30 protein-coding genes are annotated in these 26517 nt (G+C 68.8%); 10 read left to right on the forward strand and 20 right to left on the reverse strand.

The features are described 5' to 3' along the window. Positions 1-20: 20 nt before the first annotated feature. The gene (locus tag BIV04_RS16090) at positions 21-707 is read right to left on the reverse strand and encodes a hypothetical protein (RefSeq protein ID WP_071257771.1); all 687 of its coding nucleotides are present in this window, start codon (positions 705-707) and stop codon (positions 21-23) included. Positions 708-903: 196 nt separating this feature from the next. On the opposite strand from BIV04_RS16090, the gene BIV04_RS16095 reads away from it, so the two are divergent. From BIV04_RS16095 to BIV04_RS16125, 6 genes are all read left to right on the forward strand, one after another. Beyond that, entirely contained in the window at positions 904-1947 is a 1044-nt protein-coding gene (locus tag BIV04_RS16095; protein WP_071257664.1) for an NAD(P)-dependent alcohol dehydrogenase, read from the forward strand. A 361-nt stretch (positions 1948-2308) separates the two neighbouring features. Next, positions 2309-2875: an alternate-type signal peptide domain-containing protein gene (locus tag BIV04_RS16100; protein WP_071257667.1), complete on the forward strand. Its 567-nt coding sequence runs from the start codon at positions 2309-2311 to the stop codon at positions 2873-2875. Further along, positions 2875-3438, forward strand: a complete 564-nt coding sequence (locus BIV04_RS16105; RefSeq protein ID WP_071257669.1) for a hypothetical protein — start codon at positions 2875-2877, stop codon at positions 3436-3438. Before BIV04_RS16100 ends, BIV04_RS16105 begins: the two co-directional genes overlap by 1 nt. A 2-nt stretch (positions 3439-3440) precedes the next feature. Then, positions 3441-4709: a hypothetical protein gene (locus BIV04_RS16930; RefSeq protein WP_071257670.1), complete on the forward strand. Its 1269-nt coding sequence runs from the start codon at positions 3441-3443 to the stop codon at positions 4707-4709. A gap of 155 nt (positions 4710-4864) precedes the next feature. Then, positions 4865-5389, forward strand: a complete 525-nt coding sequence (locus BIV04_RS16935; protein ID WP_071257684.1) for a signal peptidase I — start codon at positions 4865-4867, stop codon at positions 5387-5389. 289 nt (positions 5390-5678) lie between these two features. Continuing rightward, on the forward strand, positions 5679-6248 hold the full coding sequence (locus tag BIV04_RS16125; RefSeq protein ID WP_071257688.1) for a recombinase family protein: 570 nt from the start codon (positions 5679-5681) through the stop codon (positions 6246-6248). Positions 6249-6625: 377 nt separating this feature from the next. On the opposite strand, the gene BIV04_RS16130 is transcribed toward BIV04_RS16125, so the two are convergent. The 11 genes from BIV04_RS16130 to BIV04_RS16610 form a co-directional block, all read right to left on the reverse strand. Then, the gene (locus BIV04_RS16130) at positions 6626-6856 is read right to left on the reverse strand and encodes a hypothetical protein (protein WP_071257690.1); all 231 of its coding nucleotides are present in this window, start codon (positions 6854-6856) and stop codon (positions 6626-6628) included. A 753-nt stretch (positions 6857-7609) separates the two neighbouring features. Continuing rightward, positions 7610-7978: a hypothetical protein gene (locus BIV04_RS16140; protein WP_143048752.1), complete on the reverse strand. Its 369-nt coding sequence runs from the start codon at positions 7976-7978 to the stop codon at positions 7610-7612. A gap of 30 nt (positions 7979-8008) precedes the next feature. Beyond that, positions 8009-8650, reverse strand: a complete 642-nt coding sequence (locus tag BIV04_RS16145; protein ID WP_071257698.1) for a TlpA disulfide reductase family protein — start codon at positions 8648-8650, stop codon at positions 8009-8011. 124 nt (positions 8651-8774) lie between these two features. Further along, entirely contained in the window at positions 8775-9029 is a 255-nt protein-coding gene (locus BIV04_RS16150; RefSeq protein ID WP_071257702.1) for a cold-shock protein, read from the reverse strand. Between the two features lie 162 nt (positions 9030-9191). Further along, complete coding sequence (locus BIV04_RS16940) at positions 9192-9416, reverse strand: hypothetical protein (protein ID WP_143048753.1); 225 nt, start codon at positions 9414-9416, stop codon at positions 9192-9194. Then, the gene (locus BIV04_RS16945) at positions 9413-9616 is read right to left on the reverse strand and encodes a hypothetical protein (protein ID WP_143048754.1); all 204 of its coding nucleotides are present in this window, start codon (positions 9614-9616) and stop codon (positions 9413-9415) included. The genes BIV04_RS16940 and BIV04_RS16945 overlap by 4 nt, the downstream gene beginning before the upstream one ends. A 138-nt stretch (positions 9617-9754) precedes the next feature. Next, positions 9755-10549, reverse strand: coding sequence for a GH25 family lysozyme (locus BIV04_RS16155; RefSeq protein WP_083396551.1), 795 nt, complete (start codon positions 10547-10549; stop codon positions 9755-9757). Between the two features lie 129 nt (positions 10550-10678). Then, the gene (locus BIV04_RS16160) at positions 10679-11179 is read right to left on the reverse strand and encodes a hypothetical protein (protein WP_071257704.1); all 501 of its coding nucleotides are present in this window, start codon (positions 11177-11179) and stop codon (positions 10679-10681) included. A 76-nt stretch (positions 11180-11255) separates the two neighbouring features. After that, complete coding sequence (locus BIV04_RS17245; RefSeq protein ID WP_177174842.1) at positions 11256-11429, reverse strand: hypothetical protein; 174 nt, start codon at positions 11427-11429, stop codon at positions 11256-11258. Between the two features lie 30 nt (positions 11430-11459). Then, complete coding sequence (locus BIV04_RS16165; RefSeq protein ID WP_071257706.1) at positions 11460-11660, reverse strand: hypothetical protein; 201 nt, start codon at positions 11658-11660, stop codon at positions 11460-11462. Positions 11661-12459: 799 nt separating this feature from the next. After that, on the reverse strand, positions 12460-13227 hold the full coding sequence (locus tag BIV04_RS16610; protein WP_083396552.1) for a helix-turn-helix domain-containing protein: 768 nt from the start codon (positions 13225-13227) through the stop codon (positions 12460-12462). A gap of 238 nt (positions 13228-13465) precedes the next feature. Here BIV04_RS16610 and BIV04_RS16180 point away from each other — a divergent pair, with 238 nt between their 5' ends. Further along, on the forward strand, positions 13466-14143 hold the full coding sequence (locus BIV04_RS16180; protein WP_143048755.1) for a hypothetical protein: 678 nt from the start codon (positions 13466-13468) through the stop codon (positions 14141-14143). A gap of 92 nt (positions 14144-14235) precedes the next feature. On the opposite strand, the gene BIV04_RS16185 is transcribed toward BIV04_RS16180, so the two are convergent. The 8 genes from BIV04_RS16185 to BIV04_RS16220 all read right to left on the reverse strand — a co-directional run bounded on the left by BIV04_RS16185 (position 14236) and on the right by BIV04_RS16220 (position 24263). Beyond that, the gene (locus tag BIV04_RS16185; RefSeq protein WP_071257715.1) at positions 14236-14616 is read right to left on the reverse strand and encodes a hypothetical protein; all 381 of its coding nucleotides are present in this window, start codon (positions 14614-14616) and stop codon (positions 14236-14238) included. Positions 14617-15587: 971 nt separating this feature from the next. Next, entirely contained in the window at positions 15588-16214 is a 627-nt protein-coding gene (locus tag BIV04_RS16190; protein WP_143048756.1) for a DUF6226 family protein, read from the reverse strand. 130 nt (positions 16215-16344) lie between these two features. Beyond that, positions 16345-17325 carry an alpha/beta hydrolase gene (locus BIV04_RS16195; protein WP_071257721.1) on the reverse strand — a complete coding sequence of 327 codons (981 nt, stop codon included), beginning with the start codon at positions 17323-17325 and terminating at the stop codon, positions 16345-16347. After that, positions 17318-18841 (reverse strand): MFS transporter, encoded by a 1524-nt coding sequence (locus tag BIV04_RS16200; protein ID WP_369825335.1) that lies wholly within the window; start codon positions 18839-18841, stop codon positions 17318-17320. The genes BIV04_RS16195 and BIV04_RS16200 overlap by 8 nt, the downstream gene beginning before the upstream one ends. 145 nt (positions 18842-18986) lie before the next feature. Beyond that, positions 18987-19664: a hypothetical protein gene (locus BIV04_RS16205; RefSeq protein ID WP_071257724.1), complete on the reverse strand. Its 678-nt coding sequence runs from the start codon at positions 19662-19664 to the stop codon at positions 18987-18989. A 92-nt stretch (positions 19665-19756) separates the two neighbouring features. After that, positions 19757-20593: an alpha/beta fold hydrolase gene (locus BIV04_RS16210; RefSeq protein ID WP_071257727.1), complete on the reverse strand. Its 837-nt coding sequence runs from the start codon at positions 20591-20593 to the stop codon at positions 19757-19759. A 50-nt stretch (positions 20594-20643) separates the two neighbouring features. Then, positions 20644-21360, reverse strand: a complete 717-nt coding sequence (locus tag BIV04_RS16215) for an alpha/beta fold hydrolase (RefSeq protein WP_071257728.1) — start codon at positions 21358-21360, stop codon at positions 20644-20646. 161 nt (positions 21361-21521) lie between these two features. Beyond that, positions 21522-24263 carry a LuxR family transcriptional regulator gene (locus BIV04_RS16220; RefSeq protein ID WP_071257731.1) on the reverse strand — a complete coding sequence of 914 codons (2742 nt, stop codon included), beginning with the start codon at positions 24261-24263 and terminating at the stop codon, positions 21522-21524. A gap of 354 nt (positions 24264-24617) precedes the next feature. Between BIV04_RS16220 and BIV04_RS17250 the strand changes: the two genes are divergently transcribed. From BIV04_RS17250 to kdpA, 3 genes are read left to right on the forward strand one after another with little or no spacing between them, the layout of a single operon-like run. Continuing rightward, positions 24618-24758: a hypothetical protein gene (locus BIV04_RS17250; RefSeq protein ID WP_177174843.1), complete on the forward strand. Its 141-nt coding sequence runs from the start codon at positions 24618-24620 to the stop codon at positions 24756-24758. After that, entirely contained in the window at positions 24755-24844 is a 90-nt protein-coding gene (gene kdpF / locus BIV04_RS16950) for a K(+)-transporting ATPase subunit F (RefSeq protein WP_071257733.1), read from the forward strand. Before BIV04_RS17250 ends, kdpF begins: the two co-directional genes overlap by 4 nt. Further along, positions 24844-26517 carry a potassium-transporting ATPase subunit KdpA gene (gene kdpA, locus BIV04_RS16230; RefSeq protein WP_071257736.1) on the forward strand — a complete coding sequence of 558 codons (1674 nt, stop codon included), beginning with the start codon at positions 24844-24846 and terminating at the stop codon, positions 26515-26517. Before kdpF ends, kdpA begins: the two co-directional genes overlap by 1 nt.

Here is a 26517-nt window from a genome sequence, read left to right on the forward strand (position 1 = left end):
CCCGCGCCTCCTGCAGGTCGCTACGCCGTGAGCACGACCGCGAGCGTCTCGGGCTGGTCGTGCCCGGTCCACGTGCCGGTGAGCACCTCGACACCGTGGTCGCCGGTGTGGCCGCCGGTCGAGGCGAGGGCGCCGGCGTCGTGCCGACCGAGCACGCGGGCGACGACGATGCGGACCGCCGCGCCGGTGACGACCGTCCGACCCTCGACCTGGTCGACGGTGAGGCGGTCGACGTCGGGCACGGGGGTGCCCGGGCTGCCGCTGCCGACGACGGTCGAGTTCGGCTCGCGGACCTGCCGCTCGCCGTCGACCTCGAACCAGGCCTCGGCCTGCATGCCGCCGGTCAGCACGGCGGTCGCGAGGGCCGCGGCCCAGACCGGGTCGGCCGTGCCGTCGTAGACCCAGCGCGTGCCGAGCACCGAGTGCTCCGTCGTTCCGACGAGGTGCGCCTCCGCTCCGGCCAGGGGAGCGTCGCGGTAGGTGAGGGGCACCTGCAGCTGCACGCCGTCGGCGGTGGCGACGATGATCGTCTCGACGCCGACCTCGCCCGCCGGGTCGTCGAAGCGGAAGGCGGCGACGCTGCGCAGGCCCTCGTCGTCGGTGCCCTCGGACCGGGGCGGGCCCTCGAACCACGGCTGGGTGGGCACCCAGGCGTCGAGCAGGTCGATCTTGGAGGGGCTCATTCCGGCCCGGTGCAGGTGTGCCATGCCGTCGATCGTAGGGCCGCCCGCCGTCACCGCCGCCGTCGCCGCCGTCGCCGCCGTCACCGCCGCTCGCCGCCGTCCCGCCGCCCCGCCGCCGTCCCGCCGCCCCGCCGCTGCCACGGTCGCCCCACGCGCGGGCCCACGGCAGCCAGGCGACACCTGTCGCCCACCGTCCAGCCCCCGGGCGTAGCCTGCGCCCATGAAGGCACTCCAGTACACCCAGGTCGGTCAGCACCCCGAAGTCGTCGAGATCGAGAAGCCCTCGCCCGGCCCCGGGCAGGTGCTGCTGAAGGTCACGGCGGCGGGCGTCTGCCACTCCGACGAGTACGTCATGAGCCTCAGCGAGGAGGACTACACGGCGCAGGGCTATCCGCTGCCGCTCACGCTCGGGCACGAGGGAGCCGGCGTCGTGGCCGAGCTCGGCGAGGGGGTCGAGCACCTGCAGGTCGGTGACGCCGTCGCCGTCTACGGCCCGTGGGGCTGTGGCCGCTGCCACCAGTGCGCCCAGGGCAAGGAGAACTACTGCGTCAACGCCGCCGCCGAGGGCATCAAGCCTCCCGGACTCGGCGCCCCCGGGTCGATGGCCGAGTACATGATCGTCGACGACCCCCGCCACCTCGTGCCGCTCGGCGACCTCGACCCGGTCGAGAACGTGTCGCTCACCGACGCCGGCCTCACGCCGTACCACGCGATCAAGACCTCGCTGCCGAAGCTCGGCGCCGGCACCTACGCCGTCGTCATCGGCACCGGAGGCCTCGGGCACGTCGGCATCCAGATCCTGCGGGCGCTCTCGGGTGCGCAGATCATCGCGCTCGACGTCACCGACGAGAAGCTCGAGCTGGCGAAGCACGTCGGTGCGCACCACACGGTGATCAGCGACGAGCACGCCGCCGACGCGATCCGCGAGATCACCGGAGGCCTCGGCGTCCAGGCCGTCTTCGACTTCGTCGGGGCGAAGCCGACCATGGCCACGGCGGTCGCGGTCGCCGCGGCGGACGCCGACGTGACCATCGTCGGCATCGGTGGCGGCACCGTCGAGCTCGGCTTCGGCACGATCGGCTACGACGTCGCCGTGCGCATCCCCTACTGGGGCAGCCGCAGCGAACTGATCGAGGTCCTCGACCTCGCCCGTGCCGGTCAGGTCGAGGTCGCGACGCAGCGCTACTCGCTCGACGACGGCCCGAAGGCCTACGAGGCGCTCGCCGCCGGCACCGTCCGCGGCCGCGCCGTCATCGTCCCGTAGCCGACCCACCCCAGGAGGCGCGGTGTCGGACTTCCGGCACCGCGCCTCCTGCGGTCCCCGGTACACGCACCCCGTCGATCCGCCGCCCCGGTGGAGGGGTCAAACTGGCAATCGACCTGCCCTTTCGACGCATTCCCCCGTGGAGGCGAGAAGGGTGAGATGGTTTAGACAAGCAGACATCCCGGTGGCTCCACCGGCCCTGCATGCAGATACCGTCCCCTGCCTGTGCCGCCTCTCGCGGCATCTCAAGTGCCTCCTCCCGACGGTCGTCCCCCTGCATGCATGCCGAGGTCGACGGCCCTCGCGCTCAGGAGCCGGGACACCAGCCGACGACCCACGGGTCGCCCGGAAGGACCGCGTCATGAAGACCATCGTCAAGGGCACCATCGCCACCGCCGCCGGCGTCACCCTCCTCCTCGGAGGCGCGGGCACGTTCGCGCTCTGGAACACCAGCGCCGAGACGGCCGGCGGCACCATCGTCTCGGGCGGGCTCGAGGTCGAACCGAGCGCCCGGGCCGCGACCTGGACCGTCAACGGAGGCGCACCGCAGGAATCGATCGCCGGCTACCCGATCGTGCCGGGCGACGTGGTCGTCTACTCGCGCGACATGACCGTCACCGCCCACGGTGACGGCCTGAACGCCAGCTTCAGTCTCGACCCCTCGTCGATCGAGCCCAGCTCGAGCTCGGCGTCGGACGTCGCACTCGCCGACTACCTCTCGTCGACCGCGCAGCTCACCGCCACGGGTGACGGCATCACGACGACCCCCACCGCCGTGACGGTCACCGGTCGGGACGGCCTCGAGGAGGACGTCACCGTCGCGGTCACGATCGAGTTCCCGAAGAGCACGACCGTCGGCTTCGAGAACGCCACCCAGCTCGGCTCGGTCGACCTCGGGGCCGTCGCCGTGACCCTCACCCAGATCTAGTGGGTGCCCGCGGCACGTGGCTCGTCGTGGGGGTCGTCGCGACCGTCGTGGTGGCCGTCGTGTCGCTCGGCGAGGTCGGCGGTTCCTCCGCCCGGCTGAGCGACTCGGCGAGCACGTCGGACGGACCGGTCGTCGTGACGTCGGGGTCGGCGTCGCTGACACTCGGCGCGCTCGCCCTGCCGACCGACCCGCTCTACCCCGGCCTCACCCTGAGCGGTCCCGTCACCGCGACGAACACCGGCACGGTCGCCCTCACGCTCGGCGTGGCCGCGGCGACGGTGACGAGCGCCCAGGCCGACACCCGGTCCGTGCCCGCCCTCGTGCTCGGGCTCGGCACGGCGTCCTCGGCGACCGACTGCCGCGCGGGAGGTGCCGTCCCCGTTTGGACGGGCACCGCGTCGGACCCGACCCCGGCCGTGGCGGCGCCGACGAGCGTCGTCCTCACCGCGGGGCAGTCCCGCACGCTCTGCGTCTCCGTTGCGATGGGTGACGACGGCCGGAGCACCTCGCAGGGCCTCGGCGACCTCGGCCTCACCCTGCGACTCACCGGAACGCAGGTCTGATCGTGCCCACCGAAGCCACACCCCGCCGTCGGTCGCGTCGCCTCCCCCTGTGGGGCGCCGTCGTCGCCGTCGCGGCACTCCTGACGGCGGTCGCCGTGCCGGCCGAGGCCACGTGGACGGCTCCCGTGCAGACCGCCTCGGCGACGACCTCGACGGGACGCCTGGCCGTCGCGCTGACCGGCGTCGACACGCTGGCGGCGACGTATTCGTCGTCCGCCCTCTCGCACACGGCCACCGTCACCGTCGCCAACACCGGCACGGTGCCCGCGCCGTGGAGTCTCGGGCTGACCGCCGCGAGCGGCTCGGGCCTTGACTCGACGACCCGTGTCGCCGTCTGGCCTGCGACCTCGGGTCGCTGCGGCACCCGACCCGGCGGCGTCTCGTCGGGGACGTGGGCGACGATCGACGCGCCCTCCGGCACATTGCCGGCCGGCGCCTCCTCGTCCTGGTGCGTCCAGACGTCGATCACCCAGGCCGACCGGTTCGACGCGGCGGGTGGGTCGGCGACGATCACGGCCGCGCTCACGGCCCGGCTCGGTGCGTGGAGCAGCGCCGCCACGGCGACGTCCGTGCAGACCGTCGCCGACACCCTCACCCCCGGGGCGCCCACCAAGACCTCCGAGACGGACACGAGCATCTCGCTGACGTGGGCCGCACCGACGGACTCGTCCGCGGTGTCGCGTTACGGCATCTACCGCGAGGGCGTGCTCGTCGGCACCGTGCCCTCGTCGACGCGTAGCTTCACCGACACCGGGCTCGGGGTCTATCGGTACTACGCCTACGAGATCCGCGCGCTCGACGCGTCGAACCCCGCCCGTGCCTCCCCGGCGTCCCCTGCGGTGCAGCACTCCACCAGCTGGCTCGACAACAGCTCGCTCTACGTCGTCAGGGACCTGGCGTCGGACCGATGCGTCACGGTCGGGGGCTCGACCAGCGGCTCGCCGCTCTGGTCGAGCGGCTGCCGGGGCACCACGACGCAGCTGTGGCAGTTCGTCGCCGAGGGGCAGTACCTCAAGATCACGTCGCCCGTGGTCCCCGGGCTCTACTGGGACAGCGCGAGCGACCACCGCTCCGTGCTGCGCAGCGACAACGCGATCAGCGCCCAGCGGTGGACCGCCGTGCCGGTCGCCCCCGGGTCGGGTCACTTCCAGTTCCGCGACCGCAACTCGAATTGCCTGACCAGCACGGGGTCGGGCGTCACGACGCAGATGCAGGTGTCGGCGTGCACGACGTCGGAGGCGCAGCTGTTCACGCTGGGGGCGTCGTCGTGACGCACGCGGCACCGCCGTCGGGGTCGCGCTCGCGGTCGGGGTCGCGGGCGTCGTCGGGGTCTCGTTCGCCGGCGCGGGAGTCGCTGCGGTCACGGTCGGGATCACCGTCGCGTTCGCGTAGCAGGACGGATCGGCAGGGACGGGGCCTCGGGTCGATGCTCGCGCAGGCCGTCGCGGTGGTCGTGCTGATCGCCGTCGTCGCCGTCGGGCTGCTCGCCGTCATCGTGCCGCGGTTGGTGGGCGGTGTGCCCCTGACGATCCTGACCGGTTCGATGGAGCCCGGTCTGCCGCCCGGCACGCTCGTCGTGGTGCGTCCGGTCGACCCGGCGGACATCCGGGTCGGCGACGTCGTGACCTACCAGATCCGCTCGGGGGTGCCCGGGGTCATCTCGCACCGTGTGGTGGGCATCACGGTCGGCGCGGCGGGGCGCACCTTCACGCTGAAGGGTGATGCCAACGCCGAGCCCGACCGCGACGCCGTGGTCGAGGGGCAGGTCATGGGCGAGGTCTGGTACGCGGTGCCATGGCTGGGACGCCTCAACACGGGTGTCTCGGCGGGAGCCCGCGCGTGGCTCGTGCCGGCGGTGGGAGTCGGCCTGCTCGGCTACGCGGCGTTCCTCACCGGCCGCGGCCTGCTCCGCCGTCGCCGCAGCCGAGACGGCGGGCAGGCGACGCCTTAGGCCCGTGCGGGCTACGGCCGCCCTCGACGCGGACTCGGCGGCGTGGCCTCCGGTTCGGCGACCTTCGTGGCCCCGGTTCGACATCAGCAGGAGGCGCTGCTCGCGACACCGGGCACCTCGCGATCCCCGCTCCCCGCGTCGTTCCCGTCCGGAAGACGGTCGTTCATCGGGACACCTTCTCGGGCCCATTTCAATCCGCTCGAGTCAAGTAGCGTCTGGCCTGCGGATTCGCGTATGCCTGTCCCGCAAAAATGCCCGGTGACGGGGGTCTAAACGCTACAGTCTTCGCATGCTCATCGGATACGCCCGCGTCTCAACGTCCGGACAGGATCTCGCAACACAGCGCGACGGTCTTGCAGCGCTAGGTGTTGACGATCAACACGTGCATGTTGACCACGGCCTGTCGGGTACAACCCGAGCCAGGCCGGGCCTCCGCGAGGCCCTCGCTGCGTGCCGTGCCGGCGACGTTCTGGTCGTGACAAAGCTCGACCGTCTTGCTCGATCGCTGCGCGACGCGACTGACATCGCGGACGAGCTGACGAAGAAGGGTGTTGCCCTGAATCTTGGGGGAGCGGTCTATGACCCCACCGACCCGGTAGGCCGGCTCCTGTTCAATGTCCTCGGCATGGTCGCAGAGTTCGAAGCCGACCTCATCCGTGCGCGCACGCGGGAGGGCATGGCGATCGCCAAGGCCGCCGGCAAACTCCGCGGCCGCAAGCCCAAGCTCACCCCCTCTCAGGAGAAGCACCTCGTGCAGCTGCACCGCACCGGCGCCCACACGACCAGCGACATCGCCGAGCTCTTCGGCGTCGCTCGCTCGACCGTCTACCGAGCTGTCGAACGCGCAGAGCAGGTATAGGTGGGGACCGGGCAGCTCTCAACATGCGACCGCCGAAAGGTATCTAGCAGAGGCATACTTCAGGCATGAGTCCCCGTCGTGAGCCGAACTTGCTCCGCGCACAGCTCCGCGTGGGACTGATCGGCGTTGGCGTGGGCCTACTCCTGATCGTAGGAGCTGTCGTTCTCGGCGCGACCACTGACTTGAGCAGCTTCGGCGGAATCGTGATCGGGGTGGTCTTGATTGCTCTCTACGGCGGGCAAGCGATTTGGGCTTCAATCAAGCGCCGTCGTGCGGACAGACCCTGACTGTTCGCGCTGCATGGTTAGCGCCGCCGAGTGTCCCGGCTTGATGTTCCGATAGACGATCGTCGTCGGGGCGTCAGCAAATTTTGTATGTCAAGCGCTCGGGGGATCCGCGTCGTCGCCGTCCTCAGGCCGGGTGCGGGCATACACGACCAATGAAACGCCTGACGCGATGAAAGCCCACCCGAGAAGGAAGATGCCGCGGTGCTCGTCCATGAATGGGGCGTTGAGTTGCAGCCAGGGACGCGCCACGTAAGCGGCCGACCCGGCGACGATCAGAGCAACACCTGCCACGAAGCACAGACGTCGGCGTCCGATGGTCATGCGGCCACCCGTCCACCGTCGATCACCACGGGTATCAGCGAGTCTTGCGTCGAGCTGAGCTCTGCGGCCTTGAAGGGTACCGGGGCTGTTCTCATAATCTGAGCGTAAGTAACCTGCGGGTGTCGTGTGATCAACCTCTGGCCGGAGATCGCTCTCAATCAGGTGCAGTTGATCGCCGAGCAGATGACCGCGAGTTGTGCGCGGCGGAAGATGCGAACCGCACGAATGTGGGGTTGGACTAAGAAACTGAAATGCGGCCGTTGTCCACGCAGCAGGGTGTCCGGTAGGGGATCGCTTACTGACTCGGAGTGAGAGTCGGTCCAAGGCCTGCTCTATGACGATCTACAGTTCCCACGTCACCCCTCGGAGTCGCGCGTCTGGAAACGAGCCCGGTTAGGCTCTGGCTCACGAACGAGGAGGACGCGTGTCAAAGGCTCCGCAGGCGACGCCGTATGAGGAAGCGATCATCGCCATCTGCTTGGGCGTTTTCTTCATCGGCATCGGCCTTTTCATGAGGTTCACGAGTCACGACCTCGGTGAGCCGATGGGCCGGGTAGGACTCCCGGGCTGGGCTCTTGTCGGACTTCTGTGGATCAGCGGCGCCGGTGCAATCGGGGTGGGCATCATCCGGCTCCTTAGAGGCGCTCGTCCCTGAATCAGGTGCCCGGTAGGGGATCGTCTGACGAGACACCAATGAGCACGTGTTCGGTCTCGGACTGTAGGTGCTGCGCGCCGCGGGTCGATCTGCCGTGCTTAGAGCGGGCCAGGCCCGAACCAGAGGGCCGGCAGAGACGCAGTGAGCAATAGCGCAGCCACGCCTAGGCTCACGACTGCCAGAGATCGCCGTGCTTCGTGTCGTACCGAACTGGCGATCGAGAGGCCGATGGACGTGGCGGAGAGGATGCCGACGGGTACCCAGGCCGCGAGGAAGATCGGGTACAGGAACAGCCACCCTTCGTTGTGCCAGAGAGCGACCGGGGCCCACATCGTGGCGTAGAGACCGGCGTAGGTGACGAGAGCAACGAGCGTCACGATGCTCGACGCGACCGCAAAGGGGCTATAAGCCTGTGGGTCGTCGCGCGGTTCGTTCGCTTGGCCAGGCCATACCGGGGTGGTCGTCACGGTCGGAAGCTAGCAGCCCCGGAAGCAGGGTCAACCGCCATGCGACGGCTCGGGCGTTGCGGCCGCGGTCTTGACGAGTGCGCGCAGGATCGATGGGTCGACCGACCCGAGGACTCGAGCGCTGACACGCCCCCCGGGGTCTAAGACGAAGGTCGCCGGGGTCGCATTGGGGGCCGTCTTGCCGGCGAAGGCGAGCTGGACGCTTCCGGTGTTCGCGTCGATGGCGGTCGGGTACGTGACGTCGAATCGTCGCGTGAATGCGTCGGCAGTGTCGGGCTGGTCTTTGACGTTGACGCCCAGGAAAGCAGCATCGTCGGCTATTTCCTCGCTCACAGCTTGGAGGTCGGTCGCTTCCATTCGGCATGGGACGCACCCTGCGAACCAGAAGTTCAAAACGGCGACCTTGCCCTGGTAGTCAGCCGCCGTGATCTTCGTGCCGTCGCTGAGCTCCGAGTCGAACTCGATCGGGTCGCCGCGGTCCCCGGGAGCGATCTCGGTCACGAGCTGGTCGGCGGAGATGTATCCCTTGCCGTCACCCCACTGCTGTTCGATCCCCGACGATGAGGTGCACCCCGCCACGGCTGCGCTGGTAGCCAAGAAGAGGGCCGAGGAAGTCAGAAGTCGACGTGTTCGCACGCACGAGAATAACTCGGCCAACCCGAGCGTGAACATCGTGTGCTGGGGATGCAGCCCCCATGACTCCGCCAATTCGATCGCCGATCCGCGGGCAAGACAGGCGGGCGGGCGGGCGAGGTCACCGTGCGACTTGACTCGTCGGTCGGGCTTCCTCCGCCGCTCAAGTCTCGCTTTGGGGAGCGGGAACGATGTCGACGGCTGCCGGGCCGGTTCTGAAGGTGTGCACGCGAAAGCTCACGCGCTGCCCGGTGTGCAGCAGTGTGCGCTTCGGCAAAGTGAAGAGCTTGTCGGCAAAGAGCTCCTGGCCGTTGCCGTCAGCGACGATGAATCCCCACCCCAGCTCGCGGTTGAACCATCTCACGGTGCCCACTTGATACTCGCCCTGAAACTGTCCCAAAGGTGCAGCGTCATCCATGTAGCGATTCTGGGGCACTGCCAGATGGGAACGCGACCGATCCTTCGCCGCGACCCGCGGTAAAGAGCGGTGTCCGATAGCCGATCGGCTACCGGATTGCCCTACAGGTCTCGGACGCTGGCAAAAGTGTCAAATGAGATCGCGGGGCCATAGCTCTCACGACTAAGTGCGAGTGCCGTGGCGGCGGAGTGTCCGGACGAATGAGATGTCGAGGACGACACCGACGACGACGACGCCTGCCCCGATGAGGGCGTCGGGTCCGGTGAGCCCCTGGGTGATCGTGTAGATCGCGGCTCCAACAACGATGCCTGTGCACACGATTACGTTGAACCAGGCTCCAAGAAGTCCGCCCGGAGCCTCACGTCTTGTGTTGTCCTCAGGGGTCACGAGGGGTTCCAACCTCGTTCGATCGCGAGCATCACGAATCCGATGCCGAAGACAAGCCAGGAGGCGATGATCCAAGGGAAGACGATGTGTTTACGGCCCTGGTAGATCGGGCCGCCCTCTCGGCGGTGGTGGACGAGTTCGTAGATCACGCCACTGCCGAAGCCTGCAAAACCAAGCACGACGAATACGAAAGGCAGCACGTGAGATCGTCCTTCGGTCGACGGTAAGGGGCGCGATAGGGATGAGGCGCCCTCAGTAACCAAACCATAATCGAGGGAATCGACGCGCCCGATAGGGGATCCTGCTCCGGGCATCAGGGCGGCCGCGACGGCGGGGTGTCAGGGCAGCAGCAACGACTCCAGTTCTTCGCGGTTGCCTCTGAAGGCGTTCATATCGATGAATTTTTCGTCGCCGTCGTACCCGTCGAGCTGCTCGCGTGCCGACCACTGCCAAAAGGCCCAGTCGCGGTCGTCGGCGAGATGCGGGGAGGTGGCGACCGAGCGGAACCAGACGGGGTTGTCGGGGTAGCTCCCGGCGAGGTATCGCTCGTACCAGTCGCGGGTCGCGTACAGCACGGCCGGTCGGCCGTAGTGCTGTTCGATGGCGAGCAGGAGCGGGTCCAGCGCTTCCTTGACTGTGGCTGCCGGGGGAGGGGTGTCGCAGTACTCGCCGTAGCACTCGACGTCGACCACGACGGGCAGGTCGCCCCGGTTCCGGGAGACGGTGGCTATGACGTTGGCGGCTTGGTCGGTTCCCGGGCTGTCGACGCTGAGGAAGTGGTAAGCGCCGACGAGCAGCTCGGTGTCGTGGGCTTCGGCCCAGTTGCCGGCGAACCGGGGGTCTTGGTAGCTCGAGCCTTCCGTCGCTTTGATCCACGCGAAGTCGATGTCCTGCGACGCCAGGACGTCCCAGTTGATCGTGCCCTGGTACGCGGACACGTCGACGCCCTGCACCGGGTACCGGAGGGCCGCTGTGCGAGTGGGCCAGAGCGTGCCCGTGAAGAGAAGTGCGGCGATGACGAGCAACGTGAGGGCGACTGCGGCGGCCGAGAGGGCGACGCGGCCCTGTCGACGTCGTCGAGGAAGCGCGCGCGCTCGGGCTGAGGCGTCGTCTCTGCTCTTGTGTTCGTTCACGTTGGGCTCCACAGGAGATGAGGCTACGGGTGCAGTTCGAGCGGGCACGTTCTTGGACCAGCCACCGGTTCGGATAGACGATCCCGATGCGTGCCGCAGCTCGCGGGGCGTCGAGCGAGCCGGTTCGTCTCAGCGGTTGGTGCGCGTCCAGACCGCGACGACGTTCCGGCCGTCGACCTGTCCCTGGCCGTACTGCAGGTAGCCCGTCCTCTCTGAGGAGACGACGATCGAGTCGGCCCCGAGGTCCACGAGCTCCTGCACGACCATCGTGGAGTTCCCGGGGTTGTCCGGCAGTTGCTCGATGACCCAGCCGTCGGGCACCTCGACGGCGCCCTCGACGTACTCGATGCCCATGCCCAGCATCGAGTGCTCCACGGCCTCCGAGGTGACGACCTTGGCGCCCTCGGGGAAGTCCACCCCTGTCGCGGCGCTGATGGTCTCGAGCGGTACGTCGTGGCAGCGCGTGGAGAAGGGGTTGCAGACGCCGTACTCGCCCGGCTCGTCCAGCTTCGTGTTCACCGCGACGATCGGCGCCGCCACGACACCCGCGACGATGAGCCCGATGACCAGGAACAGGCCGGCGAGCAGGAGCAGCTGCCGGCCGAGGCGGGGCGGGGCGTACTCGTCCATCTGCCCATCCTCGGCGACTGCGTCCACGGACGCGTCCGCCTGGCGCCGGAAAGGGGTGCGCCCTGCGGATGACTCGTCAGCCGGTGGTGTCCCAGGTGAGGAAGACCACCCCGACGAGGACCGGCACCAGGGACAGCAGCGCGATGATCACGCCACCGACGACGCTCGCTGCGCGCTTGTCCATCGCCAGCCAGATGCCGCCGACGACGCCGAGGGCGCCGACGATGATCAAGGTCAAGGAGAACGCCACAGGGGTCTTTTCGAGAGCGTCGATGGCTGGCTACGAGATGGAGATGCCCGGCGCCACCGTCACCAGCAGCACCACGGCACCGATCAACAGCGGTACCAGCGAGCCGACGATGATCACTACGCCGGCCGCGACGCTGAATTTCGCGCTGACGACCTCTCGATTGCGAATGAGGAACACGCCGGCACAGAGACCGATGAGTCCTGCGGTGAGGCACACGAGCGCGAGGGTCACGGTGCAGATCTTGTCATGAGATGAATCGTTGATCGATTCAGGAACTGTCCCAGATGGGGATCGCTACTGGGTACCCTGCCTAACCTGCTCCCACGGGGATCGCCAGGCAGGAAAAGCGTCTTGGGAATGCGCAGAGTCTTGTCCTGATCGGATCGCTGATCGCGGCGGTCGTTGTGGTCGCCCTGCTCGTCCTCGTGGGTGTTCCACAGTGGATCGCCATGCCTGCCGGGCTCCTCGTGTACCTCGTCTGCTGGCGCCTCACGCTCCGAATCGTCCGTCGACGAAGCGACGCGGACCTCGATCGTGGTGCCCGATAGGGGATGGCTTACGCGGACACTCGCGGGGTACCCGGTGCCCGCAAAAGAACGACCAACCAGACGAGCAGCGTCGCAGGGATGAGCAGTTCTATCAGCGACGGATGGTCGATCACAGTGACGCCGTCGATCAGCCAAGTGCAGGTGCGCCCGAGGGGAAACCAGCTCCATCCAGCGTCTCCGAAGACCGATGTACCTGGAGAGAGCTCGCAGCCAATCGAGTCGCCGAACAGCACTTGTTCGACAACGATCGAACCGATCCACGCCACCACGAGTACGGACCAGGGCAGGAATCGAAGGCGGGGAACTCGGACGGCTCGCATCCCACTACCCTCACACCGCCTCCTCGTAGACGCGTCCTCCCCGGTGATGACCAGCATGGCGCCCGAGTACCAATCGGGCTTATCGACCCTCACGGCCGCCTACGCAACCGAAGCGAGCACGCCCGAGCCGTTCAGTTTGGGGATCGTCCAGAGGGCAGGACGCTACGCCGCGGATGCGGTCAGCTTCTCTGCGGCGTAACGGGACCATGCCGCCTGCAGAACGGCGAACGTCCCTGCGGCGACGACGAGGAGGAAGAAGGTTACGCCGCCTGCTATCCAGAGCCCTTGCCACTGCGACGGTTCGAGGAGCGCTGCGACGATGACCGGGAGCGGCGATATCAGCCAGAGTCCCACGGCCACGGCTAGAGAGGTGCCTCGCTGACGTCCGTTGGTCTCTTCGAGGCTTTCTGCCCACTGCTGGGCTCCGAAACTGGAACTCAGACGCTTCTGGCGGATCAGCGGAAATGGCGAGAACGTGCTCGACGCCCGAACGAGCTGGACTGCCCCGGCTGCGGCGACCAAAAAAAGAGCACACATGCCGATAGCTATGGCGACTTCCACACTCGTCGGGATGACGCCTGCGTCTGCCCCGGCGATCAGCAGCACCACGGGGATGGGTGACGTGACGAACAGTGCCACGGCGAGGGCTATATGGCGCCAGGCGATTCGCGCCGCATCCGAGAAGCTTCTCGCCTCGGTCTCGCTCAGTGCGGACACGGCTTGTCCATACTCGCTCTCGGGGGCTTCCATGAAGAGGTCTCGCACCGGCACACCCAATGCCTTACCCAGCCGGGAGAGCGTGTCGAGGCTGACGTCGTTCCCCGCCTCGAGTCGTTGGAGAGTGCGAACGGTCACCCCGCTGACCTCTGCAAGGCGCTCCTGAGTCCACCCTCGTTGAGTTCGTAGTTCAAGTATCCGTGTCTCGCTCATGCTGTCCACAGTATGAAGGGCGCTTGAACGGGTCCATGTCAGGGCCCCGACAAGCAGGCGACATCTACCCGACAGTGCCCAGTTCGCGGCTCGATGTCCCTGCCACGTCCGCCCTGAACACGATGTTCCGACAGGGGATCGTTCACTGGGAGCGGAGCAAACGTAGGGTCATGCTCTCTACTTGGAGTTTCGGTCAAGCGCCCTCGCCGTCTCCATCGGGGATCGGCATACTGAGGTCGTGCCGATCCCGCCCCATCACGAAGCCACATTCGGGCGGCTGACCGACGCAGCCAGGCGGACGTTCGGGACGGACCATGTCTCTGCGACCCTGCTCGATCCCGACACGGATCGCCTGCCGTTCTTGGAAGTCCCCGGACTGTCATTCATCGGTGAGCAATGGATCGTCGTCGAATTTGCCGGCGGCCGAAGATCAGAGCTCGACTGGACCGCAGCTGGTGTCGACCGCGCATTCAGTCTGCTCGAACGGCGGCAGTTGAGGATGACCATCGACAAGACCGCCTCAGAGGGCCTGCCAGGCTGGATCGAGGCACTCGTCGGTACTCACGGCCGGGTGACGGTCCACGCTCCCGTCGCTGAGTTCGACCTGGAGGTGCGGGTGGCTCCTGATCGGGGTTCCGCTTTGCCCTTCTACGTTCACGTGCGGCATGACGGCAATGTCGTGGTCGAGGGCTCACAGCTTCACTGGTGGACCTTCGGTGCCGGACGCAGCGACGATGACGGCATGGCGGCAGCGAAGGACCTGATCGAACAGGTCGTGCTCTACGGCGGCAGCATCAGACGCACGTGGCGAGGCGTCACCTTGCTCGACGAACACGGTGACTACTTCTCAGGGCCGATTCCGGGGCCGAGGCTGCCATTCCGGCCCCAACGTCTCCACTTCCTCGCCTACAGCTAGCCTCATCCATCCCGCACAGAACACAATTACGTTCAATTCATATGGGCTGCATTTCGACGGCCGCCCGATAGGGGATCGTCTTCCGTCCGCGTTCAGTGGTTCGAATGGCCGCCAGGGCGCGAGGTGCGGACAGTTCTGACTATGGCGATGACGAGGAGGGTCAGGCCGAGGAGTGCCGGGGCGTAGGTGAACCCGGTGAGCAGCCAGGTGTCAGCTGTGCCGCGGGTGGTCTCAATGACGGAGTCAGTGGCGTAGGTGCACTCGCGAGCGAGCGGCCAGGCGGAGAAGGACCCCGAAACCAGCTGGGTTTGGAACTGTGAAGCTTCGAGGTACGGGCCCTCGACGGCGCACTTGTAGGTTGCGCCTTTGTAGACGTAGAGCAGCCGGACAGCGAGGAAGAGCGCTCCCGACGCGGCGATGAGTGCGGCGCCGGCCAAGCCCTGGAAGGGATAGGACATGAACAAGCGGCGCATCGCTCTAGCTAAGGGCCCATGGCCGTTAGGCGCATCCACCATGAGGGCGACTCTAGGGAAGACGCCCATGCCGTTCCGGTAGGGGATGGGCCACAGGGCGCGGCTCGCCTCGGGGGCGTCGTGACGGCTGAAGCGGGCCGGCTAGTTCGATGGTCACGACCATCCCGTCGACGAGGCACTTCCGCGGCTCGGTTTCGGTAGATGATTATGCGTGGCGTCATGGGCGCAGGGTCAGCTCCGCTTGGATGCTTGAGACCTGCCCGTTGAACGGGTGCGGAGAGAGGTGTTGGGGGCATGTGGACGTGGCGTGTGTCGGGTGGCTGCGTCGTCGTTCTGGGGATCGCCACGCTGGTGGTGGGCTTTTGGCTTACGGATACTTGGCTCTCAGGTGATCTCGTATCCACGGGCCGAGGTCACCCACTCTTCGTCGTCACGACTGGTGGGCTGTTCGCGTGGTTAGGTGTCGGTCTTTTCACTCACCCGACGCGGGCAGCAGCACGGCTGACTCGTGGCGATGAGATCATGGCTCGAGCTCGACGAGCTCATGCAGCGGCACAGCAGGACGCGGTTCGACGCGCGCGGCGGAGTACTCGCTCAGCTCGGTGGCCATTCAGGTGGTTCGTTCGCGATTGAGGCGTGCTGCCCGGCCAGGGATCGTTGACCGCGACCCATCCCGCTGAGATGCTTCCTGGAACCGACGGAGGTCGTCATGTTCGAAGAACGCGGGTGGTTCGCTGAGGCTGACGCGAGAGCGCTTAGGCCCGCCGACTCGGTGAACGATGTGGATCATCGTGGAGATGCTCCCCGAACCGAGCACCGGCCTGAACCGGTCCGCCTTCGCCCACTCGACCGCCTCTTGCGCGGTTTTCCTTGGCACGACCGGGTTCAGCGACCGCGTCGTTAGCTGGCAACCCGCTTCTGCCCGATAGACGATCGGTGTCCGGGCTCGGTTGCGAATACGGACCCTGGGGTCAGGTGAACCAGGGGCCTCCCGTGATCATGAGGCGGCCGATGCTCGTTCCTGACCGAGCCTTGTCGATGAGCGAATCGAAGTCCTGCGAGCCTGACGCGGACCAACCATTCACGCCGACAGTCAGCTTCCAGTCCTTGCCCTCGGCGTAGAGGAACTCTCCGTCAATGATCCCGATGAACAGGTCATCGATTGCCGTCAGCAGGTTGTCGCTCCCACTGTCGCACGCGTCGCAGCCGCAGAAGGGCTCCATCCCGATCAGGACTGCAGGATCACCGACGCCGAGCGCGACGGCGTCCTCGATGCCCTCCGTCGACCCCATGACAACCAAGATCGACAGGGCATCCGCTTTCACGGGAGTGACGAGAACGGCCCGCCCGTCGGTGGGTCCGTACGCCCATGGCGGCGCTTCGACGTTCTGGGCCGTCGCAAGCTTCAGGCCCTCCAGAGCGTCGATCCACGACCTGGCCCTGGCGCCCACGACGGCGTAGCGCTCTGGTTCGCTGACTCGGGAGTACTCCTCGTCAGCGATGTCCCGGTGCTCGTGAGGGTCGTCCCACCGCGTGCCGCCCGAGGGGTGCGCGTCGAATCGCCGAGTGACTTCGGCCATCACGTCGTGAATTTCCACGCCCTGAACCTAGCGGCGGTCGCGTCCGATAGGCGATCGGCCATCGGCATCGCAGTCGGGCGGCCTTGGGGCGAGTCCTCCAGGGGCAGGCCCGGAGCGGGCGATCCCACCTGCCCGCCCCGGGACGCCGTCAGGGCGTGGGGTCGAGGAGGCGCCCGGTCCAGTCGCGCAGGGCGGTGACGGCCCGGCGCGACAGGGTCGCTCCCGGCATCATGCTCGACGACCCGTGGAACGCCCCCGGCCACACGTGCAGCTCCGCCTGCACGCCGGCCGCCCAGAGCGCGCTGGCGTAGGCGACGGTCTCGTCACGGAACACCTCGGCGCTGCCGCAGTCGACGTACGCCGCCGGCAGGCCCGAGAGGTCGGTCGCTCGGCCCGGTGCCGCGTAGATCGACACGTCGTCACCGCCGCATTGGTCGCCGAGGTAGGCGTCCCAGCCGAACCGGGTCATCTCGCGGTCGGCGACACCCACCCCGTCGAACTGACGGGCGGAGACGGTCGCGTCGCGGTCGTCGAGCATGGGGCTGACCAGCACCTGGCCGACGACGGCAGGCCCCTGCCGATCCCGGGCGAGGAGCGCCGTGCCCGCCGCGAGCCCGGCCCCGGCGCTCTGGCCGACCAGGACGATGCGAGCCGGGTCGACGCCGAGCTCGTCGGCGTGCTCGGCGACCCAGACCAGGCCGGCGTAGCAGTCCTCGACCGGGTACGGGTCGGGGTGCTCCGGGGCGAGACGGTAGTCGGGGCTGACGAGGACGACGTCGTGCACGAGCAGCCAGTCGTCGTACGAGTCGAGGTTGCCGAGGTGGTGGCCGAACATCATGCCGCCGCCGTGGATCGCGAAGGCGCAGGCCGCCGTCCCGGTGCGGCCGATGCGCTGGACGACCGCGAGGGCGATCGGGTCGCCGAGGTGCCCGGGGACGGTGATGCTGCGCCTCTCGAGACCGCGGGCCTCCAGTCCTTCGTCAAGCTGCGCCTCCTTCATGTCCAGCTGTCGCATCTGCGGCAGCATCGCGGTCTCGAGGCGGAAGCGGCCGCGCGCGTCCATCGCCTCCAGGAAGGGCACGAACTCGGGGTCGAACGGCGGGCGGGGCAGGGCGGTGGTGTCAGGCACGAGAGGGCTCCTGGGTGGTGGGGGTGAGAGTGGTCGAGGGGGCAGGTGCAGTGGTGCCGGGGGAGGGGGCGGCGGTTCGTGCCCGGAGCATCCCGACCACGACGAGCACGGCGGCGACGGCGGCGAGGCCGAGCCCGGCGACGGTGAGGGCGTCCTCGAAGTGGGCGAGCCGCGTGGCCGTCCACGGGGTGGTCGTGATGCTGCCGGTGACGAACGCCGCGACGATCGTGCCCGCGGCGGCGACCGCGGCTGCTCCCGCGAGCTCGCTCGAGGTGTCGACGAGGGCCGCGCCGACCGAGGTGCGGTCGGCGGGGAGGCCCGTGAGCACGGAGGCTCCGGCCACGACGCCGACGACGCGCATGCCGGCGGCGACGAGCACGAGAGCGACGAGCACCCAGACGTACCCGTGACGGCTCAGGGCGCCGAAGACGGCGAGGCCGGACACGACCGCGGCGGCGCTGACCCACGCGGCCCGGCCGAGGCCGACCCGCTGCGCGAACGGCCCCACGAGGCGACCCCCGGCCAGGAGCACGACGACCTGCGGCAGCGTGCCGACGGCGGCGAGGGCCGGCGGCCAGCCCCAGGCGAACTGCAGCTGCAGCGTCACGAGGTACGACAGCCCGGCGACGGCGAGGCCCGACGCGGCCTTGAAGGCGAGGCCGCTCGACACCAGGGGGCGGGCGAGCAGGTGCAGGTCGAGCACCGGGTGCCGCGCCGTCCGCAGGCGCACGACGAACCCGGCACCGCACGCGACGGTCAGCACGACGGCGGCCCACCCCCACGAGGAGGCGGTGGCCGGCCCGACGAGGACGGTCGGCGTCACGAGCAGCCCGGTCACGGTCGCGGTGCCCAGCAGCGCGCCGCCCACGTCGACGGGGTCCGGCCGCAGCCCCGCGGCGTCGTCCCGAGCGACACCGCACCGGATGCCGACGAACGCCAGCACGGCGATCGGCACGTCGGCCAGCAGCAGCACCTGCCACGGAGCGACGGCGAGCACGAACCCGCCGACCGTCGGGCCGACGGCGAGGCCGACGAGCCCCGCGGTCGAGATCACCGTCAGGGCCCGGACGCGGAGGCCCTCGTCGTCGAACAGCCGGAACGCCAACGCCATCGACCCGGGGGTGGTCATCGCCGCGGCGACGCCCGTCAGCACACGGACGGTGACGAGCTGCTCGGTGGTCGTGACCGCCACGGTGGCGAGGCTCGCCACGGCCAGCAGGCCGAGGCCCGCGAGCATGACGCGGCGGCGCCCCACCCGGTCGGCGACGGCGCCGAAGAGCAGCATGAGCCCGCCGAAGGCGACCGCGTAGGCGCCCGACACCCACTGCAGGCCCGTCGTCGAGGAGCCCAGCTCGCGGCCGATCGTCGGCAGGGCGACGTTCAGGACCGAGGTGTCGAGCATCTCGAACAGGAACACCGCGGACAACCCGGCCAGGGCGATCCACGCGTCGGACAGCCGGGGAGGCGCGTCGCCGGCGCGCAGTCGACCGCGGGTGAGAGAGGTACTGGGGGACACGTGGCGCACTCCTTCTGGGAAGAAGTGGCGACTCGTTCGATGCCGCGTGCGGGTGCGTCGCAGAGCGCGACGCCTTTTACCTCAGTGATGTGCACGATACACCGGCTGCTGCCGGTGCCCGCCGCCCTCGAGTGCCCGGCGACCGTCAGCTGTCGTCTCGAGTTGCGTCGTCGCCGTGTCGGGAGGCTCTGATGACCTCAGGTAGTCGGGCGTAGCGCCGCTCCTGGTAGATGCCGTGCAGTGCCATGAGAACGAGGGCGGTAGCGACACCTGCCGTGACGCTGAGCCTGGTGGAGCCGCTCGGGAGCAGCATCGCTGAGATGCCGATGCCGGCGACGATGGAGTTGACGGCACCGATTGCCGACGAGAGTGTGAAGAAGACGCCGCGCCAGGAGGCTCGATTGCCGATGTCGAGCATCTCGTTCGGCGCGTGTGGGCCGGTCGTCAGGGGGAAGTACCGTTCGGCGCCGGGCAGGAGCGTGCGGTAGTAGCGGCGGATCTGTTGTAGAGCTGCGAGTGCGGCGACGTCCTCGAGGGAGGTGTGGACGAGCCGGACGTACGTGAAGACACCGAGGATGAACACGACCGGGAGGACCGCGGCGAGGAACACGGTGGCGTAGGCGGTGTCGGCGAGGAACCCGAAGGCGACCAGGGCGCTGGAGAGGGTGGTGAGGTAGATCGATGCTCGGGTGCCGGACTCGGCAACCGTCGAGCTCCTCGCCGATTGCAAGATGAACTCTTCCGTCAGCAGTGCGTTGAGGAATGCGGTCGGACGGTCCGGGAGACGAGCTGCGGATTCGGCTGCGGTGGGGAGGTGATCCATGGTGCCTTCCGGGGTGTGGGAAGGGTGCGGCCCGGTTCGGGTTCTGGGCCGCACCCTCGTCAGGACGCGCTGCGATCACGCCATCGCTCGGGTCAGGCTCGGATGAACGCGAGGATGTCGGGGTTGATGACGTCCGCGTGGGTCGTCAGCATGCCGTGCGGGTAGCCCTCGTAGATCTTCAGGGTCGAGTCGCTGAGGAGCTCGGCCTGCTTCAGGGCGGCGTCCTGGTACGGCACGACCTGGTCGTCGTCGCCCTGCAGGACGAGGACGGGCACGGTGATGGCTCGCAGGTCGTCGGTCTGGTCCGTCTCCGAGAACGCCTTGATGCCCTCGTAGTGCGCGACGGCGCTGCCCGTCATGCCCTGACGCCACCAGTTCGCGATGACCGGCTCCGACGGGGTCGCGCCGTCACGGTCGAAGCCGTAGAACGGGCCGGACGCGACGGCCTGGAAGAACTCGGCACGGTTGGCGGCGAGTGCCTGGCGGAACCCGTCGAAGACCGAGATGTCGGTGCCGTCGGGGTTCGCGTCGGTCTTCACCATCAGCGGCGGGACGGCGGACACGAGGACCGCCTTCGCGACGCGACCTTGGGGCTGGCCGTACTCGGCCACGTAGCGGGCGACCTGGCCGCCGCCGGTGGAGTGGCCGACGTGGATGGCGTCGTGCAGGTCAAGGTGCTCGACGACTGCCGAGACGTCGCTGGCGTAGTGGTCCATGTCGTGGCCGGTTCCGATCTGCGACGAGCGGCCGTGGCCGCGTCGATCGGTCGCGATGACGCGGAAGCCCTCGGCCAGGAAGTACAGCATCTGCGCGTCCCAGTCGTCCGAGGACAGCGGCCAGCCGTGGTGGAAGACGATCGGCTGCGCGTCGGCGTTGCCCCAGTCCTTGAAGTAGATCTCTGCACCGTCGTCGGTGGTCACGTAACCCATGTTTGCTCTCCTGTGCTGTCGTGCGGTTGTGGTGGTCGGTCGATGGGTGGTCAGTCGAGTTCGGCGACGGCGTCGGTGATGAACGCCGCGACCTCGGTCGGATGCGTCTGCATCACCAGATGCGGTCCGTCGATCTCGATCACCTTGCGGACGCCGGCGCGCTGGTAGCCGAAGCGCTCGACGTCCGGGTTGATGGTGTGGTCGGCGCTGGAGACGATGCCCCAGGACGGCTTGGTCTTCCACGCCGCGACGGATGCAGGCTCGCCGAAAGCGACGGCGGACAGCGGACGCTGCGAGACCGCGAGGACCCTTGCCGTCTCGAGGTCGAGGCCGCCGGCGAAGACGGCGGGGAAGGCGTCGATGTCCACGGAGACGTCGGTGCCGGGCTCGGCGCCGTCGACGGGGTAGGGCGCGTACACGAGGTTCGCGGCGAGGTCGCTGTCCGGGAACCCGCCCTGGAGGGCTCCGAGGCTCTCGCCTTCTTCGAGTGCGTACGCGGCGACGAAGACGAGGCCGACGACGTTCGCGGCGACGCCGGCGACGGTGAGGATCGCGCCGCCGTAGGAATGCCCGACGAGGAGGACCGGTCCGTCGATCTGCTCGACGAAGGACTTGATGTAGGCCGCGTCGCCGGACAAGCTGCGGTTGAACACGGGTGGGACGAGGACGTCGTGGCCCTCGTCGAGGAGGAGCTTCGTGACGGGCGCCCAGCTGGCGGCGTCGGCGAAGGCTCCGTGGACGAGGACGATGGTCGGGGCTACGGGCACGGTGCGGTCCTTCCTGGTCCGCAGCTGGTGCCGCGAACCCGTGTCGGCGGGGGAAGCGTGTGCTTCCGTCCGAGACGCTAGGAGCGGGGACCGGTGCTCCACATCGGTCGCGATGACTGAGATGCGCCGTGGTGCGACTTAGTCGGTCGCCGACCGCACCGTCAGTCGGTCATCGACCGGTCGTCGGCCGTCGCTGTCGGCTTGGGCGTCAGGACCGACGGCAGCTGCTGCCGGGCCGAGACGCCGAGCTTCTGGAACGCCGCGTACAGGTGGGCTCCCACCGTCCGGGGCGAGACGAAGAGGTGTTCGCCGATGGCGCGGTTGCTCAGGCCCTGGGCTGCCAGCGTGCAGACGCGCAGCTCTTGTGGGGTGAGCAGCTCGATGCTGCGCTGACGCGTCGTCGGTAAACGCTCGCCCGTGGCGCGGATGGCGTCCCGCGTCCGCTCCTCCCAGGACGGTGCGGGCATCGCTTCGAAGAGTTCCAGGGCGGCGTGGAGGACGGCGCGAGCGGTGGCGCTGCGGTTCAGGCGGCGCAGGCGGCGACCGAGTCGAAGCAACGCTCGGGCCTGGAAGTAGGGGATGGGCCAACGCTCGTACGGCAGGGTCGCCGAGGCTGCCTCGAGGTCGTCGTCGGGAAGCAGCGCGGTCCGGGCGTAGCCGACGGCAGCGCGCACCATGGGGGCGTGCCAGCGGGCGTGGAGCCGCTCGAGGTCCCCCAGCCGCTGCTCGGCGTCCCGTCGGTTGCCGGTTTCCAGTGCGGCGTCGACGTAGTCATGGGAGGTCAGGACGGCGAAGGAGGGATTGAACGAATCGTCCTCGGGGTCGAACAAGCGTCGGAGAGGTTCGAGCGCATCCGTGGCCCGGCCGGACATCAGATGCGCCAACCCTGTTGCGCCGAGGAGGGTCGCGCGCATCGCGCTCGACCGGAGCACCTGCGCGCCGGCCGCGGTCCCACCGGCGATCTGCTCGGCGTCGGGGTACTCGCCCTCGAGTGCGTCGAACCAGGCGAGCGCGCACCGCGCGGCTGCCGAGAAGCCCTCGTCGCCGAGGTCACGGCCGAGAGCTGCGGCCTGTTCGGCGAGGGCTCGTGCCCTGGCGACGTCGCCGGCGAGGTAGGTGGTCATCGAGGTCCCCATGAGCGCCTGCGGGAACGTCCGCAGCTCGCCGCGCGCTCGCATGCTCGCCAGGGCACGATCGAGCAGGACTCGAGCCGTGTCGATCTCGCCCACGAGGTTCAGTGCGTAGCCGAGGAACCACGCCGACTCCTCGTCCTGGGCCGTCGGCGCGGCTGCCCGCGCGAGTTCCAGGACGCGATCGCCGCGGACCACCGGCTCGGTCCGTGCTGCGAGCAGGAGTGACCGCGGGTCGTCCTCGGGCAGCGCGAGGGCTTCGACGACGGCGAGCATCGGGTCGCCCGGGTCCGCGTCGGAGGTGTGGTCCCACGCGATCGCGGCGAGGTGGAGCAACGCGTCGGTGGCGTGCTCGACACCGCCTGCTGCCTGCATCTCGGAGATGGCGTGGAGCGCCGGTCCGAGGTCGCCGACGGCCAGACCCGTCCGACCGGTGGGCAGGGTCTCCGCGACCCAGGCCGCGCGTGCTGCGCGCAGCTGGTCGGGCGCCTCGTCGCGGGCTCTCTGCACCAGCAGCGACGCTTCGGAGGTCCTGCCTGACAGCCCGGCGAGTTCCGCGGCGACGATGCGCCGCTCGACACGTCCGGCCACGTCCGAGGTCAGTTCGGCGGCGCGCTCGTAGGCCTTGCTCGCCCCGAAGGTGTCGGACATCGCGCTCCGTCCCTCGCCGAGCGCGGCGAGCTCCTCGGCGAGTGCGTCTTCGTGTCCGGTGGCGAGCTCGGCGCGCCACCAGATCGTCCGTACCGGATCGTCCTGGTGTTCGAGCACGAGCGACCGCAGGACCGCGGCGCGTTCCGACGGCGATGCCACCAGGAGGACGGCCGACTGCACGAGTGGGTGCCGGAACCGGATGGCACGCGGTGGAACCCATTCGAGGAGCGATGACGCCGAGGCCTGCTCCGTCCAGGTCGGCGTCGGGAACCTGCCGATGGCACGGGCAGCGACGCGAGCGGCCTCCTCGGCGCTGGTACCGCCGGTCAGCGCCACGGCGAGGATGGCCAACCTGACGGACTGATCCAGCTCCGCGTACCGTGCGGCGAACTCCTGCTCGACCCGCCCCACCACGGGGCGCTCCCGGGTGTGGTCTGCCGCGGCGGCCGACCGCCCGAGCTCGTGCAGCGCCAATGGGTTGCCCTCGGCGCGACGGAGCAGGTCGCGTCGAGCCTGCCCCGTGGGCGCTTCGGAGATCCCGTCGAGGAGTTCGTCGGCATCCGATTCGTCGAGCGGACCCAGATGCAGGCGTCGTATGCCCGTGGTCTCCGTGTCGCTGTTCCGTGTCGTCATGACGATGACGACACGGTCCTCGCCGACACGACGGGCTATCATGCGGAGCGCCCACTCGGAGGGCGCATCCATCCAGTGCAGGTCCTCGGCGACGACCAGGACCGGACGTTCGGCGGCGGCGTCGGACAGCAGCGTCAGCGCGGCGAGGCCGGCGAGCAACGGCGAGGGCTGAACATCCGTCGCGACACCGAACGCGACGTCCAGCGCACGTCGCTGCGGCGCCGGCAGGTCTGCGATGCCGCTCCGCAACGGGTACAGGAGCATGTGCAGCGCGGCGTACGGTTCCGCTGACTCTGCCAGGACGCCGGTGGTCGTGATCGTTCGCATGCCACGGGTGTTCGCGTACTCGAGCAGGTCGGTGACCAGCGATGACTTGCCGATCCCCGCTTCGCCGTCGATCACGAACGCAGAACCACCGCTGGCGACGTCGCGGACGGCGTCCCGGAGGGCCTCGCTCTCCCGCATGCGCCCGATCACGGGCTGGACCATCGTCACCCCGTCATTATCGCGTTCGAGCAGGGCTACGTACGCAGGTCGGACGGTGAAAACAGAGCTGACGCCGCTCCCGCCCGCCACGCACTCCACGCCTTGCCGTCGAGTGCCGACGCCATCGCGCACCCCGCCTTCGTCCGCCACGCCTTCGTCCACCACGCCTTCGAGGCATCCCTCCTCCCGGTCCGGCAAGCAGTCATGGCCTTCTGCCTCGATCTGCGATGACCTTCCCTCGTCCCGCCGGCCGAAGCCTCGGTGAGCGTGTGGTGTCCGTGAGGAAGACGGCGTTCGGCGTAGGGAAGTCGTAAGGGCCCGCGATCGGCGGTGTGGCGCGGTGTCTACTGACTCGCTGTGCCCACCACGGGCATCGGGCCGTCCGGCCCGTCGTTCGTTCCTCTTGGAGTCGTAGTGCTCGACATCGTGTACGTGCTCGCCGTCATCGCTGTGTTCGCAGTGGTGTCCCTCGTCGCGAAGGGGGTCGAGAAGCTGTGATCGTCTTCAGCATCGGGGCCGCCGTCCTCGCCGTGGCCGCCCTGGCGTACCTCGTGTACGCCCTCGTGAAGCCCGAGCGCTTCTGATGGACGCGCTGTTCGGCATCCTCCAGATCCTCACGGTCGTCGTCGTCCTCGTCGTCGTGTACCGCCCCCTCGGCGACCACATGGCGCGGATGTTCACGACGGCGAAGGACGCCCGCGTCGAGCGCGGCTTCTACCGCCTCATCGGCGTCGACTCGACGTCGGAACAGACGTGGCCGGCCTACCTCCGAGGCGTCCTGACGTTCTCGGTCATCGGCGTCCTCTTCGTCTACGCGATCCAGCGCCTCCAGGCCTTCCTGCCGTACTCGCTCGGCTTCCCGGCCGTGCCCGAGGGGCTCTCGTTCAACACCGCCGCCTCCTTCGTGGCCAACACGAACTGGCAGTCCTACTCGCCCGACGTGACGATGGGCTACGCCGTGCAGGTGCTCGGCCTCGTCGTGCAGAACTTCGTCTCCGCGGCCGTCGGCATCGCCGTCGCCGTCGCCCTGATCCGCGGGCTCGCCCGGGCGAAGAGCGGCACGCTCGGCAACTTCTGGGTCGACCTGACCCGGTCGATCACGCGTCTGCTCCTTCCCCTGGCCGTCCTCTCGGCCGTCGTCCTCATCGCCGGCGGCGTCATCCAGAACCTCGCGGGGTTCACCGACGTCACGACGCTCACCGGCGGCACCGCGACGATCCCCGGCGGCCCCACCGCCTCGCAGGAGGCGATCAAGCTGCTCGGCACGAACGGCGGCGGCTTCTTCAACGCCAACAGCGCGCACCCGTTCGAGAACCCGACCGCCTGGACGAACGTCTTCCAGATCCTCCTCATGCTCGTCATCCCGTTCTCGCTGCCGCGCACCTTCGGCCGCATGGTCGGCTCCACGAAGCAGGGCGTCGCGATCGCCGCGGTCATGACGACGATCTTCGCCGTCTCGCTCACCGCCATGACCTGGTTCGAGCTCCGCGGTGCCGGCACCGCCACCCAGCTCGCCGGAGGCGCGATGGAAGGCAAGGAGGCGCGGTTCGGCATCTGGGGATCGACCCTGTTCGGTTCCACCTCGACCCTGACGTCGACGGGTGCGGTGAACTCGATGCACGACTCGTACACCGCCCTCGGCGGCATGATGGCGATGCTGAACATGATGCTCGGCGAGATCGCCCCCGGCGGCGTCGGATCGGGCCTCTACGGGATGCTCGTCCTGGCCGTCATCACGGTGTTCATCGCCGGCCTGCTCGTCGGCCGCACGCCCGAGTACCTCGGCAAGAAGATCGGGCCGCGCGAGATCAAGCTCGCCAGCCTCTACATCCTGGTCACGCCGACCATCGTGCTCGCCTTCACGGCGCTGAGCTTCGCGATCCCCGCGGTGCGCGCCGACGTCGAGGGCACGTCGATCTGGAACCCGGGCCTCCACGGCTTCGGCGAGGTGCTCTACGCCTTCACCTCCGCCGCGAACAACAACGGCTCCGCCTTCGCCGGCATCACGGCGAACACGCCCTGGTTCAACACCACCCTCGGCGTCGCGATGCTGCTCGGCCGGTTCCTCCCGATCGTGCTCGTGCTCGCCCTCGCCGGCTCCTTCGCCGCTCAGGACAAGGTCCCCGCCACCGCCGGGACCCTGCCCACCCACCGCCCGCAGTTCGTGGGCCTGCTCACCGGCGTCTCGGTGATCATCACCGCGCTGACCTACTTCCCCGTCCTCGCACTGGGACCGCTCGCCGAAGGGCTGAAGTGA

It is taken from the genome of Frigoribacterium sp. MCBA15_019, from assembly GCF_001864945.1.
In the GTDB taxonomy this organism is placed as follows: domain Bacteria; phylum Actinomycetota; class Actinomycetes; order Actinomycetales; family Microbacteriaceae; genus Frigoribacterium.

Coding starts and splice junctions, on each gene's coding strand:
- BIV04_RS16125 (WP_071257688.1), top strand. CDS start 5,679: ATGCTCATCGGATACGCCCGCGTCTCAACGTCCGGACAGGATCTCGCA.
- BIV04_RS16130 (WP_071257690.1), bottom strand. CDS start 6,856: ATGACCATCGGACGCCGACGTCTGTGCTTCGTGGCAGGTGTTGCTCTG.
- BIV04_RS16145 (WP_071257698.1), bottom strand. CDS start 8,650: ATGTTCACGCTCGGGTTGGCCGAGTTATTCTCGTGCGTGCGAACACGT.
- BIV04_RS16090 (WP_071257771.1), bottom strand. CDS start 707: ATGGCACACCTGCACCGGGCCGGAATGAGCCCCTCCAAGATCGACCTG.
- BIV04_RS16160 (WP_071257704.1), bottom strand. CDS start 11,179: ATGGACGAGTACGCCCCGCCCCGCCTCGGCCGGCAGCTGCTCCTGCTC.
- BIV04_RS16210 (WP_071257727.1), bottom strand. CDS start 20,593: ATGGGTTACGTGACCACCGACGACGGTGCAGAGATCTACTTCAAGGAC.
- BIV04_RS16610 (WP_083396552.1), bottom strand. CDS start 13,227: ATGAGCGAGACACGGATACTTGAACTACGAACTCAACGAGGGTGGACT.
- BIV04_RS16205 (WP_071257724.1), bottom strand. CDS start 19,664: ATGGATCACCTCCCCACCGCAGCCGAATCCGCAGCTCGTCTCCCGGAC.
- BIV04_RS16220 (WP_071257731.1), bottom strand. CDS start 24,263: ATGGTCCAGCCCGTGATCGGGCGCATGCGGGAGAGCGAGGCCCTCCGG.
- BIV04_RS16935 (WP_071257684.1), top strand. CDS start 4,865: ATGCTCGCGCAGGCCGTCGCGGTGGTCGTGCTGATCGCCGTCGTCGCC.
- kdpA (WP_071257736.1), top strand. CDS start 24,844: ATGGACGCGCTGTTCGGCATCCTCCAGATCCTCACGGTCGTCGTCGTC.
- BIV04_RS16095 (WP_071257664.1), top strand. CDS start 904: ATGAAGGCACTCCAGTACACCCAGGTCGGTCAGCACCCCGAAGTCGTC.
- BIV04_RS16185 (WP_071257715.1), bottom strand. CDS start 14,616: ATGCGCCGCTTGTTCATGTCCTATCCCTTCCAGGGCTTGGCCGGCGCC.
- BIV04_RS16100 (WP_071257667.1), top strand. CDS start 2,309: ATGAAGACCATCGTCAAGGGCACCATCGCCACCGCCGCCGGCGTCACC.
- BIV04_RS16150 (WP_071257702.1), bottom strand. CDS start 9,029: ATGGATGACGCTGCACCTTTGGGACAGTTTCAGGGCGAGTATCAAGTG.